Origin of the sequence: Neptuniibacter sp. 2_MG-2023 (assembly GCF_030547495.1) — a bacterium.
GTDB lineage: Bacteria > Pseudomonadota > Gammaproteobacteria > Pseudomonadales > Balneatricaceae > Neptuniibacter.
In genome coordinates, this window is the sequence record NZ_JAUOQC010000014.1 from 80,208 (window position 1) to 94,655 (window position 14,448).

General features: G+C 43.4%; 16 protein-coding genes. All 16 read left to right on the forward strand.

Features of this window, described 5'->3' with window-relative positions; translation table 11 throughout:
* Window positions 1-12: 12 nt before the first annotated feature.
* Window positions 13-1,227, forward strand: a complete 1,215-nt coding sequence (locus Q4486_RS13300; protein ID WP_303519752.1) for an IscS subfamily cysteine desulfurase — start codon at window positions 13-15, stop codon at window positions 1,225-1,227.
* Between the two features lie 30 nt (window positions 1,228-1,257).
* A complete protein-coding gene (iscU, locus tag Q4486_RS13305) occupies window positions 1,258-1,641 on the forward strand; it encodes a Fe-S cluster assembly scaffold IscU (RefSeq protein WP_303418826.1) in 384 nt (127 codons plus the stop codon).
* Window positions 1,642-1,676: 35 nt separating this feature from the next.
* Window positions 1,677-2,003, forward strand: coding sequence for an iron-sulfur cluster assembly protein IscA (gene iscA, locus Q4486_RS13310; RefSeq protein WP_303418823.1), 327 nt, complete (start codon window positions 1,677-1,679; stop codon window positions 2,001-2,003).
* Between the two features lie 20 nt (window positions 2,004-2,023).
* Window positions 2,024-2,551, forward strand: a complete 528-nt coding sequence (gene hscB / locus Q4486_RS13315) for a Fe-S protein assembly co-chaperone HscB (protein ID WP_303418820.1) — start codon at window positions 2,024-2,026, stop codon at window positions 2,549-2,551.
* Window positions 2,552-2,560: 9 nt separating this feature from the next.
* Complete coding sequence (gene hscA / locus Q4486_RS13320) at window positions 2,561-4,438, forward strand: Fe-S protein assembly chaperone HscA (protein ID WP_303519753.1); 1,878 nt, start codon at window positions 2,561-2,563, stop codon at window positions 4,436-4,438.
* A complete protein-coding gene (gene fdx, locus Q4486_RS13325; protein ID WP_067869926.1) occupies window positions 4,438-4,776 on the forward strand; it encodes an ISC system 2Fe-2S type ferredoxin in 339 nt (112 codons plus the stop codon). The genes hscA and fdx overlap by 1 nt, the downstream gene beginning before the upstream one ends.
* A gap of 10 nt (window positions 4,777-4,786) precedes the next feature.
* The gene (gene iscX, locus Q4486_RS13330; RefSeq protein WP_303418814.1) at window positions 4,787-4,987 is read left to right on the forward strand and encodes a Fe-S cluster assembly protein IscX; all 201 of its coding nucleotides are present in this window, start codon (window positions 4,787-4,789) and stop codon (window positions 4,985-4,987) included.
* A gap of 228 nt (window positions 4,988-5,215) precedes the next feature.
* Entirely contained in the window at window positions 5,216-5,623 is a 408-nt protein-coding gene (ndk, locus tag Q4486_RS13335) for a nucleoside-diphosphate kinase (protein WP_303519755.1), read from the forward strand.
* 74 nt (window positions 5,624-5,697) lie between these two features.
* On the forward strand, window positions 5,698-6,813 hold the full coding sequence (gene rlmN, locus Q4486_RS13340) for a 23S rRNA (adenine(2503)-C(2))-methyltransferase RlmN (protein WP_303418812.1): 1,116 nt from the start codon (window positions 5,698-5,700) through the stop codon (window positions 6,811-6,813).
* Window positions 6,814-6,846: 33 nt separating this feature from the next.
* Complete coding sequence (gene pilW / locus Q4486_RS13345) at window positions 6,847-7,614, forward strand: type IV pilus biogenesis/stability protein PilW (protein WP_303519757.1); 768 nt, start codon at window positions 6,847-6,849, stop codon at window positions 7,612-7,614.
* The gene (locus Q4486_RS13350; protein WP_303418806.1) at window positions 7,611-8,567 is read left to right on the forward strand and encodes a RodZ domain-containing protein; all 957 of its coding nucleotides are present in this window, start codon (window positions 7,611-7,613) and stop codon (window positions 8,565-8,567) included. Before pilW ends, Q4486_RS13350 begins: the two co-directional genes overlap by 4 nt.
* Before the next feature lie 51 nt (window positions 8,568-8,618).
* Window positions 8,619-9,860 carry a histidine--tRNA ligase gene (gene hisS, locus Q4486_RS13355; protein ID WP_303519761.1) on the forward strand — a complete coding sequence of 414 codons (1,242 nt, stop codon included), beginning with the start codon at window positions 8,619-8,621 and terminating at the stop codon, window positions 9,858-9,860.
* Between the two features lie 41 nt (window positions 9,861-9,901).
* Window positions 9,902-10,558 (forward strand): tetratricopeptide repeat protein, encoded by a 657-nt coding sequence (locus Q4486_RS13360; RefSeq protein ID WP_303418804.1) that lies wholly within the window; start codon window positions 9,902-9,904, stop codon window positions 10,556-10,558.
* Complete coding sequence (gene bamB / locus Q4486_RS13365) at window positions 10,559-11,710, forward strand: outer membrane protein assembly factor BamB (RefSeq protein ID WP_303418801.1); 1,152 nt, start codon at window positions 10,559-10,561, stop codon at window positions 11,708-11,710. It abuts the gene before it with no gap.
* Between the two features lie 84 nt (window positions 11,711-11,794).
* Window positions 11,795-13,231, forward strand: coding sequence for a ribosome biogenesis GTPase Der (gene der / locus Q4486_RS13370; RefSeq protein WP_303418798.1), 1,437 nt, complete (start codon window positions 11,795-11,797; stop codon window positions 13,229-13,231).
* The gene (gene murI, locus Q4486_RS13375) at window positions 13,228-14,073 is read left to right on the forward strand and encodes a glutamate racemase (protein WP_303519759.1); all 846 of its coding nucleotides are present in this window, start codon (window positions 13,228-13,230) and stop codon (window positions 14,071-14,073) included. The genes der and murI overlap by 4 nt, the downstream gene beginning before the upstream one ends.
* The last annotated feature ends 375 nt before the right edge of the window (window positions 14,074-14,448 follow it).

Below are 14,448 nucleotides of genomic sequence, written 5' to 3' on the forward strand. Positions count from 1 at the left end.
CGGAGAGAATAAATGAAAACACCGATTTATCTGGACTATTCAGCTACAACACCTGTGGATCAACGCGTCGCGAATAAAATGATCGAGTGTTTGACTGTAGATGGTAACTTTGGGAATCCGGCTTCTCGCTCACACCTTTTTGGTTGGAAAGCAGAAGAAGCTGTTGAGATTGCACGTCGTCAAGTTGCTGATCTGATTAATGCTGATCCGCGTGAAATTGTGTGGACTTCGGGTGCTACAGAATCTGATAACTTAGCTATAAAAGGCGCAGCACACTTTTATCAAAAGAAAGGTAAGCACATTATTACCTCGAAAATTGAACATAAAGCTGTGTTAGATCCTTGCCGTCAGCTTGAGCGTGAAGGGTTTGAAGTAACCTATTTGACGCCTAATTCTGATGGTTTAATTGAGCCGCAAGCGGTTGCAGATGCTATTCGTGAAGATACAATTCTAGTATCTCTGATGCATGTAAATAACGAAATCGGCACTATTACTGATATAGAAGCTATTGGCGAGCTAACACGTGCTAAGGGCATTATCTTTCATGTAGATGCGGCTCAGAGTGCAGGAAAAATTGAGATTGATTTAGCTAAAGCAAAAGTTGATCTAATGTCGTTCTCTGCGCATAAAATGTATGGGCCAAAAGGGATCGGTGCTCTATTTGTACGCCGTAAACCGCGTGTTCGTTTAGAAGCACAAATTCATGGTGGTGGTCATGAGCGTGGCATGCGTTCAGGCACATTGCCTACCCATCAGATTGTTGGTATGGGTGAAGCTGCTCGTATCTGTAAAGAAGAGCTAGCGGCAGATACTAAAGCAATTATTGCACTACGTGACCGCTTTCTAGCCGGTATTGACGGTATGGAAGAGGTTTACCTGAATGGCTCTAAAGAGCAGCGCATTCCAGGTAACCTTAACATTAGCTTTGCTTTTGTTGAGGGTGAATCATTACTGATGTCATTAAAAGATCTAGCTGTTTCGTCTGGTTCTGCTTGTACATCTGCAAGTTTAGAGCCTTCCTATGTGCTTCGTGCTTTAGGTTTAAATGATGAGTTGGCGCACAGTTCTATTCGTTTCTCATTCGGTCGTTTTACGACAGAAGAGGAAGTGGACTATGCAGCGGCACAGATTGAAGAAGCAGTGAGCAAATTACGTGAGCTTTCACCGTTGTGGGATATGTTTCAAGACGGTGTTGATTTGAGCAAAGTTGAATGGGTTCATCACTAATTCAACGCTGAAAGTTTTTTGGAGGTCGTCATGGCTTATAGTGAGAAAGTTATTGATCATTACGAGAACCCTCGTAATGTTGGCAAAATGAATGATAAAGATGCAAACGTTGGTACAGGTATGGTTGGAGCACCTGCTTGTGGCGATGTTATGCGCTTACAAATTAAAGTAAGCGATGATGGCATTATTGAAGATGCTAAATTTAAAACTTATGGTTGCGGTTCTGCTATCGCTTCTAGTTCTTTGATCACTGAGTGGGTCAAAGGGATGTCCTTAGAAGAAGCGTCAGAATTGAAAAACACTGCTATTGCTGAAGAGTTGGCTCTGCCACCAGTGAAGATTCACTGCTCTGTTTTAGCTGAAGATGCTATTAAAGCAGCAGTGGCTGACTATAAAGAAAAAAAGAGCAAGTAGCTGTTTAGTTATTTGTTCGGGAGAAGTAGGCGTTTATGGCAATTACCATGACTGATGCAGCAGCAGAACATGTTGCGCGTTATATTGAGAAGCGTGGCCACGGTGCGGGTATTCGTTTAGGTGTGCGTACCTCTGGCTGTTCTGGTATGGCTTATGTCCTTGAATTTGTAGATGAAGTTCAGGATGAAGATGAAGTGTTTGATGGTCCGCAAGATGTTCGAATTGTTATTGATCCGAAAAGCTTGTTGTACTTGGATGGCACTGAATTAGATTTCGTTAAGGAGGGATTAAATGAAGGTTTTAAATTCAATAATCCTAATGTTTCTAGCGAATGTGGTTGCGGTGAAAGCTTCAACGTCTAAACTCTCTTGTCGGCAGAATGATGGATATCAGTAAAAATTTCTTTGAGTTTATCGGTCTGCCGGTATCTTTCGATATAGATCAGTCAGAATTGGCTGATCGTTCTCGCGAATTACAAAAAACACTTCATCCTGATCGTTATGCTCACCTATCTGATCGTGAACAGCGTATGTCTGTGCAGTATATGTCCTTCCTTAATGAGGGCGTGGCAACGCTGCGATCACCGCTGTTGCGAGCGCAATATCTTTTGTTGTTGCAGGGAATCGATACGGAAAGTGAATCTTCTACACCTATTGCGCCGATGTTTTTGATGCAGCAGATGGAGTTGAGAGAGCGACTTGAGGAGATTCCTGATCAGGATGACCCTTATGCAGAGCTAGAAGATCTACTAGCTGAAGTTGAGGGTATGTTAAAGACTTTGCGCGAACAGTTTGCACAGGATTATCGGGAAGGAGCATTAACTGCTGCTACTGAAGCTGTGCGTAAAATGCAATTTTTAGAAAAGCTTGTTGTTGAGATAGAACGTCTTGAAGACAGGCTGGATGGTTAACGCAATACTATGGCGCTATTACAGATAGCAGAACCGGGGCAGAGCGAGGCTCCGCATCAGCATAAATTGGCAGTGGGTATCGATTTAGGGACAACCAATTCTCTTGTCGCATCAGTTAAAAGTGGCGAAGCTGTTACTATCCCCGATATTGATGGTCAGCATTTATTGCCTTCCGTTGTGCGATATATGCCCTGCGGGAATCATTTAGTAGGTGCTGAGGCTCGTACTTATGCTGCTTCTGATCCTGATAACACGATTATCTCTGTTAAGCGATTAATGGGGCGTGGGGTTAGTGATCTTAAGACGCTTGGAGATGAAGCGCCTTACCAGTTTGATGTTAATGATGGTGGTATGCCTTACATTAAAACAGCGGCTGGAAATAAAAGCCCTGTTCAGGTCTCTGCTGATATATTGAAAACGTTGGTGGCGCGTGCAGAAGAAGCATTAGGCGGCGAGCTGACCGGTGCTGTTATTACGGTGCCAGCCTATTTTGATGATGCACAGAGGCAAGCGACTAAAGATGCGGCTACCTTAGCGAATATTAAAGTGCTTCGCTTGTTAAATGAGCCTACGGCTGCGGCTGTTGCTTATGGTTTAGATCAAGGAAAGGAAGGCGTTATTGCCGTTTATGACCTTGGTGGTGGTACCTTTGATATATCTATACTTCGTCTAAATAAGGGCGTGTTTGAAGTGTTGTCGACCGGTGGTGATAGTGCACTGGGTGGAGATGATCTTGATTTGGCTTTGGCCGACTGGATAGCGCAACAGTTAGATATAGATATTGATGGTAACTCGGTATCTCGCTATTTGATGGAAAAATCAAAACAAGCGAAAGAGGTGTTAAGTGGCACTGACGAAGCGACCATTGATCTTGAAATTAAAGGGCGTAAGCAGTCCATTACCGTGACGAGAGCAAAGTTTGATGAATTGGTCTCGCCTCTGGTTAAGCGTACTATCCGTGCTTGCCGTAGGGCGTTGAAAGATGCATCGGTTGAAGCTGAAGATGTGCTTGAGGTTGTGATGGTGGGCGGCTCAACTCGTGTGCCATTGGTGCGGGAAGAGGTAAAGCAGTTTTTTGCACGTGAACCTCATATAAAAATAGATCCAGACTGCGTTGTTGCGGTTGGTGCGTCTATTCAAGCAGATGTGCTGGCAGGTAATAAGCCTGATAGCGGTATGTTGTTGCTGGATGTTATTCCTCTCTCTCTAGGTATTGAGACTATGGGGGGGTTAACGGAAAAGATTATACATAGGAATACATCTATTCCTGTTGCGCGCGCTCAAGAGTTTACCACGTATCAAGATGGCCAGACGGCTATGGCGATTCATGTTGTTCAGGGTGAGCGTGAGTTGGTATCGGATTGTCGTTCTTTAGCGCGGTTTGTTTTGCGGGGTATACCGCCGATGGCAGCAGGTGCTGCTAAGATTCGTGTTACTTATCAAGTGGATGCCGATGGTTTGTTGGGTGTGCATGCTAAAGAGCTTACCTCAGGTGTTGAAAGTAGTATTCAGGTTAAGCCTTCTTATGGTTTAGGCGATGTTGAAATTGCTGAGATGTTAAAAGCGTCTTATTTGAATGCAGCTGAAGATAAAGATATGCGTGCATTGCGTGAACAGCAGGTGGATGCAGATCGGTTAATTGTTTCTCTTCAGGATGCGTTAGTAGCAGATGGCAAGCAGTTATTAAGTCCTGATGAATACAAGTTACTAGAAAGTGAAATTGAAAAGTTAATTGAGCTACGTAATGGTAGTGATCTGGTGGCTATTGAGCGAGGTGTTGCTGCCTTGTCAAAAGCTTCGGATGAATATGCCTCGCGTCGTATGGATCATAGCATTCAAAAAGCGTTGCAAGGACACAGTATTGATGAACTTGGGGAGAGTGAGTGATGCCGCAGATTATCTTTCTGCCACACGATGAATTATGTCCTGAAGGTAAGGTGATTGACGCTGAGCCAGGGGTTACGGTCTGTGATGCTGCGCTTGCTCATGGAATTGAGATTGAGCACGCTTGTGAAAAGTCTTGTGCTTGTACAACTTGTCACGTGATTGTGCGTGAGGGGTTTGATTCCTTAGAGGAATCTGATGAGCTTGAGGATGACATGCTAGATAAAGCTTGGGGGTTAGAGCCTGAGTCTCGTTTAAGTTGCCAAGCGGTTGTAGCTGATGAAGACTTAGTGGTCGAAATTCCTAAGTATACAATTAATCAGGTTTCTGAACGTCACTAAAGGGATTGATATGAGTCTTAAGTGGGTAGATGTATTAGATATCGCGATTGAATTATCAGAGAAATATCCTGAGCAAGACCCTATGGCAATTGGCTTTCCTGACCTTTATCAGAAGGTAATGGATCTTGAAGATTTTGATGATGATCCTGATCGTTGTGGAGAGAAAATTCTAGAAGGGATACAAATGGCCTGGATAGAAGAGATGGATTAATTTCCAACTTATTGTGAAAACCCGGTTATGCCGGGTTTTCTTGTTTTTTAATGGCTGTTTTCTGGCGCCGCTCTAGCGTATAATTGCGCGCTGGATTTTTGTAGGGGTCATCCGAAAGCCTTATTGCAGTTTGTCGATTGTTTTATATCGGTTAACTATGCGGTGTAACAGAACTGTAAGGGTTTTCAGATAATTCTTTTTGTTTTATTTTATTTTGGAGCTTTAAACATGGCACTTGAACGTACGTTTTCAATTATTAAGCCGGATGCAGTTGCTAAGAATGTTATTGGCAAAATCGTTTCTCGTTTCGAGTCTAACGGTCTTAAAATTGTTGAAATGCAACTAAAGCAGCTTTCTAAAGAAGAAGCTGAAGGTTTTTATGCAGAGCATAAAGAGCGTCCTTTCTTTGGTGATCTTGTTGAATTTATGACTTCAGGTCCTGTTGTTGTTCAGGTTCTTGAAGGCGACAATGCAATTGCATTAAATCGTGAGCTTATGGGTGCTACTAACCCTCAAGAAGCTGCTGAAGGTACTATTCGTCGTGATTTTGCACAGTCTATTGATGCAAATGCGGTACATGGTTCTGATTCTCCAGCGTCTGCTGAGCGCGAAATCGCTTACTTCTTCGGTAAGTAATTACCGTCCAGGCCGCTTATGCCTTTGGATATGAGCGGTCTATTGATCTACCCCAATTATGAGCACTGTCATCTATGACTGAATCCACCAAAAAAGTTAATTTACTGGGCATGTCACCTGCAAAGCTGGAAGCTTTTTTTGAAGAAATAGGCGAGAAAAAATTCCGTGCAACTCAAGTGATTAAATGGATTCATCAGCTTGGAGCGTCTAGCTTTGAAGAGATGACTAATATCAGCAAGGCTTTGCGCATCAAGCTTGAAGAAGTAGCGGAAATTCGTGAGCCTGAAGTTTTGTTAGAAAAAGTTTCGAAAGATGGCACTAAAAAATGGATCATCCGTACAGAAAGTGGCTCTAGTGTCGAGGCAGTATTAATACCCGATGGTGAGCGAAAAACACTTTGTGTATCATCTCAAGTTGGTTGTTCCTTAGATTGTAGTTTCTGCTCGACGGGTAAGCAGGGGTTTAATAGTAACCTCACCGCTGCAGAAATTATTGGGCAGCTGCGTATAGCTATTCGGTCATACGGCGATTACAACACTACGTCTCAGCGTGTTGTGTCTAACGTGGTTATGATGGGTATGGGCGAACCTCTAATGAACTTTGACAACGTAGTTGATGCTATGACGTTGATGATGGAGGATAATGCTTACTGCTTATCGAAAAGACGTGTTACTTTGTCAACCGCAGGCGTTGTTCCCGCAATAGATAAGCTGGCTGAAGTGACTGATGTTTCTTTAGCTGTTTCTATACATGCGCCGAATGATGATTTACGTGATATTCTCGTGCCTATTAATAAGCGTTATCCTATTAATGATTTGGTTGATGCATGTAATCGTTATTTAGGTAAACTTAGTGATAAAAGGGTTATCACTGTTGAATATACATTGATTAATGGTGTGAACGATAAACCGGAGCATGCTAAGCAATTGTTGAAAGTTTTGCGCCGTATGCCATCGAAGTTAAATATTATACCGTTTAACCCATTCCCAAATTCAGGCTATGAGCGCCCAACAGAAGAAAGAATTCTGGCATTTAAAGAGATAATCGTTCATGGTGGCATTGTTACAACGGTAAGACGCACACGTGGTGATGAAATTGATGCTGCTTGTGGTCAATTAGTCGGTCAAGTTGTAGATAGAACGCGGCGTAGCCAGAAATATATACCTGTAGTGCAAGAAGGGCGTGAGTAAGCGTCATCGATAACAATAAGAGGGAAGAAAAGCGTGAGAGGAATCAAACTGGTACTCGCTCTATTTATGGTGCTAGTCGTCGTAGGTTGTACGACAAAAGGTTCCCAACCAGAGAGTAATAATACGGTTGCTCATGAAGCTTATTCTCGATTGGGATTTCAGTACCTTCAAAATGGCGATACGGTAACTGCAAAACAATCATTTCAGCGTGCTATAGAGCTTAATGGTGGTTACGCTGAAGCATATAATGGATTAGCTCTGACCTTCCAGTTAGAAGGTGATAGTGAGCTGGCCGAGACATATTTCCGCAAAGCCATTGCTGTCGCGCCAGATTCGGCTATGGTTCATAATAATTTTGGTGCTTTTCTCTTTTCGAATGAGCGTTACGCTGAAGCCTGTGAAGAGTTAGCAAGAGCGACTGAAGATCCTTTCTATAACTTACGATCTCAAGCGTTTGAGAATTTAGGCCGTTGTTATCGTCTGTTAGATCGCAAAGAAGCCTCTGTTCATGCGTTTAAGCGTGCCCTTCAAGTCACAGCAAATCGGCCGGTATCCTTAGTTGAGCTATCAGAGCTGTATCTGCTTGAAGGTAATTACTTAGAAGCTGAAAATTACTTTGATCGATTTCTTACTTTAGTAGAGAATCGACGTGTTGATCATTATGCAAAAAGTCTTTGGGTGGGTATTCGTTTGGCTCGTCATAATAGAGAGGCAACCCGTGCGGCGACTTTTGCTTTAATCCTTAAAAACCTTTATCCGAATTCAGAAGAGTATCGTCAGTATGAGGAGTCTGCGCGTTGAACAGTGAAGAACAAGAGTGTCAACCTGAATTACTGGCAGAAGAGTGGGGTGCGCGCCTGACATCTGCTCGTGAATCTCGTTCTGTTTCTATAGAGCAAGCGGCTGCAGATTTGAACTTGCCTGCCGATTATCTTCGCTGCATCGAAGCTGGGAGTTTAAAAGGCTTACCAAGCATGGTGTTTGCTAAAGGTTATATTCGTGCTTATCTCAAAATGCTTGGCATGGAAGATATAGATGCGCGAGTTGCAGAGTTTGTCGCGATTCATGGGGAAGGTTCGAGTAAAGGGGCTATTCGTCCTGTTAGTCGTGTTCGTCAGCAGGTTAAAATGGGCGACCCTTTGATGAAACTCTTCACATGGGTTTTTGTCTTGGCTATCTTAGGTGTCTCTTTTTGGTGGTGGCAGACCCAATATGGTGGCTCGTTAGACTTAACATCATCTACAGAAAGTGAAACGACAGAAATGACGGATTCCTCTTCACAGGCGGGTGATGTCACTGTGCTGGAAGATGGTACGGCTACATTAGCGTTACCTATGTTAGATGATAGACCTTTAGATGAAAGCGTAGATAACAAGCCTAGTGCAGCGCAGGATGGGGAAACTCAGCCAGAGCTTTCTGCAGAGGAGCAAGAGAAACTGCAGCAAGCTATAGATGAAAATAAAGCCTCTACTGAGGCGAGTGTTGAAAGCGCTGATAGCAATGCTGAAATTACAGTCTCTGCTGATTTTGTTGCGGAGTGTTGGGTATCTATACAAGATGGCGACGGTAAAAAGTTATTTAATAACTTAAGGGGTAAAGGTCAGAGTGTTAATGTGACCGGTAAGCCTCCTCTGAGCGTTCTTATCGGTGCAGCCGATGCGGTAGGTAACTTCACCTACAATGGTAAGTCGTTTGATCTAACGCCCTATAGTAATAAAAATGTAGTTCGTGTGAATCTTCCTGTTTCTGAATAAATTATAGTCGTGTGAGTTGTTGTTTTGGCCAAAATTAAAGCCATTCGTGGGATGAATGATATCCTGCCTGATCAGTCGCCAGTGTGGCAGTATCTTGAAAGCACCGTTAAAAATGTACTTTCCGCTTATGCTTATAGTGAAGTTCGTATGCCTATTGTTGAGCAAACGAGTTTGTTTAAGCGCTCTATAGGTGAAGTGACTGATATTGTTGAAAAAGAGATGTATACCTTTGAGGATCGAAACGGAGAGAGTTTAACGCTTCGTCCAGAAGGAACTGCCAGTTGTGTACGTGCAGCGGAAGAGCATGGTCTGCTATTTAATCAGATGCAGCGTTTCTGGTATCAAGGTCCTATGTTTCGTTATGAGCGACCTCAAAAAGGTCGATATAGGCAGTTTCATCAGATTGGTGTTGAAACGTTCGGTATGCCTCATGCAGATATAGATGCCGAAGTGATTTTGTTAAGTGCGCGCTTATGGAAAGAGCTAGGTTTATTGGACTCGGTTACTCTTCAATTGAATTCGTTGGGGAGTAATGAGGCGCGTGCTGAATATAAAGAGGCATTGGTTGTATTTCTTAGTGCGCACAAAGATCAGTTAGATGAAGACAGCCTTCGTCGCTTAGATTCTAATCCACTACGTATTCTTGATAGTAAGGCGCCTCAGACGCAGGCGCTTTTGAATGATGCACCCGTATTAAGTGATTATTTGGATGCTGAGTCACGAGAACATTTTCAGGAATTAACGTCGATATTAGATGCGGCGGGTATTGCGTATGAGGTTAATCCTCGTTTAGTGCGTGGGCTGGATTATTATTGCAAAACTGTATTTGAGTGGGTGACTGATAAATTAGGTGCCCAAGGTACAGTGTGTGCTGGCGGTCGTTATGATGGCCTAGTGAAGCAGTTGGGTGGTAGACCAACGCCTGCTGTTGGTTTTGCTATGGGTGTTGAACGCCTAATTTTATTACTTGAGACATTGGAACTTATACCTGAAAAGGTGCGCTTGCCGTTTGATCTTTATGTGGCAGCAGAAGAGAAAGGGTTGCAGTCTCAGGTTGTACTTTTAGCTGATCGCTTACGCGATCAGTGCCCAAGTTTAAGGGTGCGGGTCCACTGTGGTGGATTGAAAAATATTAAGCAGAAAGCACAACAATCAGGTGCGCCTATTGTTCTGTTAGTAAAAGAGTCTGATAATCAGCAGCTTTGCGGTACAATCTGGCACCAAGAAGAACCAGTGTTTGATCTAACTGAATCTCAAATGCTAGAAACGATTATTAAATGCCATAGCGCATAATCTTAATTTATTGAATTTGAACATAGGCACAGGAGTTTAAGGTGGCAGAGCTACGCACCGAAGAAGAACAAGTCCAGGCGCTAAAGTCGTGGTGGGATGAGAATGGGAAATCCTTGATTCTAGGGATTGCAGTAGCGTTAGCGGCCGTTCTTGGCTGGAAAGGTTGGCAGCAGCAAGAAGCTGTTCAGGCTGAAAACGCATCTATTCTATATCAGAATCTTTTAGACTCTGTTGTCGGTGCAATAGGGCCTCAGCAGGATGAAGCAAAGCTAGCAACAGCTAATCATCTCAGTGGTCAGCTTAAGTCAGAATACGATAGCACTGCATATGCTAATTATGCTGCTCTTATCATGGCTCGTGTTGCTGTTGAGCAAAGTCAGTTAGATAAAGCGGTCGAAGAGCTAGATTGGGTTTTAGCTCATCAGCCAACAGAATCAATGTATGTGTTAGCTAGTATGCGCAAGGCGCGTGTTATTGCTGATCAGGGCGATGCTGACAAAGCAATTAGCATAATCGATAGCATTCCAACGGCGGGTTATGATGTCAGTTTGAATGAGTTGAAAGGCGATCTTTATCTCTCTAAAGGCGATATAGCTAAAGCTAAAGCAGCGTATGAAGCGGCATTGAGTGCTTCCGCTGCAAACAGCCGTCCGTTGTTAGAGATGAAGTTGAATGATCTCGCTGCACAGGAGAGTTAAATGAAAAGTCTATGTCGTCTAGCTGCAGTTAGTATCGCATCTATTCTTATCGCTGGTTGTGGCTTTTGGGGCGATGATGGCGAAGAGGTTGAAGCAAATCCTTTGGTGTCTTTTGATGCTGAAAAGAAAGTATCTGTTTTGTGGTCTGCTTCCGTAGGTTCCGGGTTAGGTGAAAAATATCATCAAGTTAGGCCTGTGATCGATGGAGAGCATATATTTGCTGCCGACAAAGATGGTTCTGTTTTTGCCTTTGATCTGGAAACGGGTAAGAAGGTTTGGGAAGTTGAATTAGAGACTACAGTGATTGGCGGTGTCGGCGCTGGTTTTGGTCGAGTTGCTGTTGCTAATGATGAGGGCGAAGTTGTTGTCCTTTCTGGTGATGATGGTGCTGAATTGTGGCGTGCTAATGTCAACTCTGAAGTGAGTGCAGCAGCCCAGTTCAATGAAGAGTTAGCCGTATTTCAGCTAATTAATGGCAAGGTTATCGCGTTTGATATTTCAACAGGCGAGCAGCGCTGGTTGTATGATAGTCAAATTCCCCGTTTAACCTTACGCGGTACAAGTTCACCTATTGTTGCGAGTGATGTTACTTTTGCTGGTTTTGCCAGCGGTAAGCTTGTTGCTATCGATAATGCTAAAGGTGTAGCGATCTGGGAAAGCCGAGTGGCTTTACCGCAGGGTCGCTCAGAATTAGAGCGTATGGTGGATATTGATGGGCGTCCATTGTTAGTTGACCGTATGCTTTACGTATCTAGTTATCAAGGGCGTTTGGTTGCGATCAATCCATTCCGTGCTCAGGTTGTTTGGGCTCAAGATGTATCGAGCTATCATTCATTGGCGGCAGGTTTTGGTAATATCTACGTCAGTGAGGCTGATGATGCTGTACAGGCCTTCGATCGTGCAAGTAGTGCGAGTGTTTGGCGTCAAGCTGAACTGGCTAATAGAGGTATTACTGCGCCGGCAACTGTAGGTAATGAAGTTGTAGTGGCTGATTTCGAAGGCTATCTGCATTTTATGTCCCAGACCGATGGGCATTTTGTGGCAAGGCATAAAGTAGATTCTTCTGGTGTTTATGGCGATATGATCGTCAAAGACGATGTTTTGTATGTGCTGACAAACAGTGGCCGCTTGGCTGCGTTGAGCATACAGTAATTTAAATTGTTCGATTCGGGCGGCTACTTGCTTTGCATTTAGCCGTCGTTTTGTTTTTACCTGCATAGTGCAGGAGTAGGGTTCATGCTTCCGGTAATTGCTCTCGTTGGTCGACCGAATGTCGGCAAATCTACATTGTTTAATCGTCTAACTAAATCAAGAGATGCGTTAGTGGCTGATTTGCCAGGACTGACGCGTGATCGAAAATATGGCGAGGGCCAGCTAGGCGAAGATCAAGATTACATCGTGATCGATACAGGTGGCATCACAGGTGATGAGCAAGGTATCGATTATGAGATGGCTAAACAATCTCTTCAAGCTATTGATGAGGCCGATATAGTCTTGTTCTTGGTAGATGGTCGTGCCGGTTTGAATCCTGCGGATGAAGTTATTGCTAACTATTTACGAAAAATAGATAAACCATGTCATTTGGTTGTTAATAAAACAGATGGTTTGAATCCGGATGTTGTTATTGGTGATTTCTTTTCTATAGGTTTAGGTCATCCGTTAGCGATTGCAGCTGCGCATGGTCGTGGCGTTACCTCTTTGATTGAGTATGTACTAGAAGAGCTTCCTGAGTTGACTGAAGAGTCGTTGGAGATGATGGCTCAAGTACAAAAAGGGATCAAAATTGCTGTAGTTGGTCGGCCAAATGTTGGTAAATCAACCTTAGTGAATCGCTTGCTAGGAGAGGAGCGTGTAGTCGTTTTTGATAAAGCGGGGACTACACGCGACAGTGTTTATATACCTTATGAGAGAGATGGTCGAAACTACACACTAATTGATACGGCAGGTATACGCCGTCGTAAGAATATTCGTGAGGCGGTAGAAAAATTCTCTATAGTTAAAACGCTGCAAGCGGTTAAAGATGCCCATGTGGTTGTTATGGTGATTGATGCTCGAGATGGTATCACTGAGCAAGATATGCATATGCTTAGTTTTGTTATCGATACTGGGCGCTCATTAGTTATCGCGTTGAATAAATGGGATGGTATGAGTGCTGATGAGAAAGAAGAAGTTAAGGAACAGATTGAGCGTAAATTAGAGTTCGCAGAATTTGCTCGTATGCACTTCATTTCAGCGCTTCATGGTAGTGGCGTTGGCAATATGTATGACTCTGTGGAAGAGGCTTATGATTGCGCAATGGCTAAGTGGTCGACCAGTAAGTTGACACGCCTTTTAGAAGATATAGTTGCGGATCATCAACCACCGGCCATTAATAACCGACGTATTAAACTACGTTATGCTCATCAGGGCGGTTCAAACCCTCCGATTATTGTTATTCATGGTAATCAGACGAAATCACTTCCTGGTTCTTATAAGCGTTATTTAGAAAATAAGTTTATTAAAGTATTAGGGATTAAAGGTACACCTATTCGATTTGAGTTTAAATCGAGTGATAACCCATTTGAGGGTAAAGTGAACCCATTAAGTTCGCGACAGCTTGCGAAGAAGGAACGCTTCAGGGATCACGTTAAGCAGTTGAAAAAAATGAATAAGAAGAAAAAAGCTAAACGATGAGTTTAGTGCATAATGCCCATTTACCTATAGGTGTTTTTGATTCGGGTGTGGGCGGATTAACAGTTCTCAATGCTATTCGTCAGCGTTTACCTAATGAGAACCTTATCTACCTAGGTGATACTGCTCGAGTTCCTTATGGCACAAAAAGTGCCTCGTCTGTGACGCGTTATGCGGAGCAGGCAGCTAAGGCTTTAATTGAGCGTAAAATAAAGATGCTAGTTATTGCTTGTAATACTGCATCCGCGGTGGCTATTGAACCTCTTCAATATCTATATCCAGATATCCCTGTTATCGGGGTTGTGGGGCCGGGTGCGGAGGCTAGCTGTGATGCTACACAGAGTCAACATATAGGTGTTATTGCTACCGAAGGTACTGTTAATAATCAAGCGTACCAAAATGCAATATTGAAACGCCTCCCTAGTGCTTCTGTTGTTGCTCATCCTTGTTCATTGTTTGTTGCTCTGGCTGAAGAAGGTTGGCACACAGGTGATCTGGTCAAGCAAATAGTAGAGACCTGCCTTGAGCCGTTCAAGCGTGAAGACCACTCTTTGATCGATACGCTTGTTCTTGGATGTACACATTTCCCTGCATTGAAAAATGTAATTGCAGACGTGATGGGTGATACGGTAAGTCTGGTTGATTCTGCAGAGACGACAGCAAATGCGGTGGCGAGCAGATTAGAGGCAGGCCAGCTATTAAATATGAAAGCGCTTAAAGGGGATGTGCAATTCCTCGTAACTGATGGGCCTACCCGTTTTGCGCGTGTCGCGCAGCATTTTTTCTCTGATCCTATTCCTGCCTCAGAAATACAATTAGTCGATATACAGCACTTTGCTCATTAAGTTGTGTTTATCGTGTTGATGGTGCTTCTAGTCTCCCGCTTTATGTAATGTTTGGTTGCTTTTTCTCCGTCTCTGGGGCGTTCTGATCTTAGATTGATTACTCCATAACCAATTCCGCCCCGATTTCCGCTTAATGTCGCTTTTTTGTCTTTATTTTGCAGTTTTTTAGTTTTGCCTGTTGACCTTGTTTAGGAAGTGTCTATAATTCGCCGTCCTTGCTAAGGGAGGCCCGCCAAGCGGCGCTGAATGACCTAAGTAAAGGTTGAATTAACTCCTTGAAAATCTTTGGTTTTGTTGGTGTTAGTTTGAAAGTTTTAGAGTTGATTGTTGTGTTGGAATTGATTGAGAATTAATTCAGAAAAACACAAAATAACG

Excerpts from the sequence above, each read along its gene's own strand:
- iscU (WP_303418826.1), top strand. The coding sequence starts at position 1,258 with ATGGCTTATAGTGAGAAAGTTATTGATCATTACGAGAACCCTCGTAAT.
- Q4486_RS13300 (WP_303519752.1), top strand. The coding sequence starts at position 13 with ATGAAAACACCGATTTATCTGGACTATTCAGCTACAACACCTGTGGAT.
- iscA (WP_303418823.1), top strand. The coding sequence starts at position 1,677 with ATGGCAATTACCATGACTGATGCAGCAGCAGAACATGTTGCGCGTTAT.
- hscB (WP_303418820.1), top strand. The coding sequence starts at position 2,024 with ATGGATATCAGTAAAAATTTCTTTGAGTTTATCGGTCTGCCGGTATCT.
- der (WP_303418798.1), top strand. The coding sequence starts at position 11,795 with ATGCTTCCGGTAATTGCTCTCGTTGGTCGACCGAATGTCGGCAAATCT.
- rlmN (WP_303418812.1), top strand. The coding sequence starts at position 5,698 with ATGACTGAATCCACCAAAAAAGTTAATTTACTGGGCATGTCACCTGCA.
- fdx (WP_067869926.1), top strand. The coding sequence starts at position 4,438 with ATGCCGCAGATTATCTTTCTGCCACACGATGAATTATGTCCTGAAGGT.
- murI (WP_303519759.1), top strand. The coding sequence starts at position 13,228 with ATGAGTTTAGTGCATAATGCCCATTTACCTATAGGTGTTTTTGATTCG.
- iscX (WP_303418814.1), top strand. The coding sequence starts at position 4,787 with ATGAGTCTTAAGTGGGTAGATGTATTAGATATCGCGATTGAATTATCA.
- hisS (WP_303519761.1), top strand. The coding sequence starts at position 8,619 with ATGAATGATATCCTGCCTGATCAGTCGCCAGTGTGGCAGTATCTTGAA.
- ndk (WP_303519755.1), top strand. The coding sequence starts at position 5,216 with ATGGCACTTGAACGTACGTTTTCAATTATTAAGCCGGATGCAGTTGCT.
- bamB (WP_303418801.1), top strand. The coding sequence starts at position 10,559 with ATGAAAAGTCTATGTCGTCTAGCTGCAGTTAGTATCGCATCTATTCTT.
- hscA (WP_303519753.1), top strand. The coding sequence starts at position 2,561 with ATGGCGCTATTACAGATAGCAGAACCGGGGCAGAGCGAGGCTCCGCAT.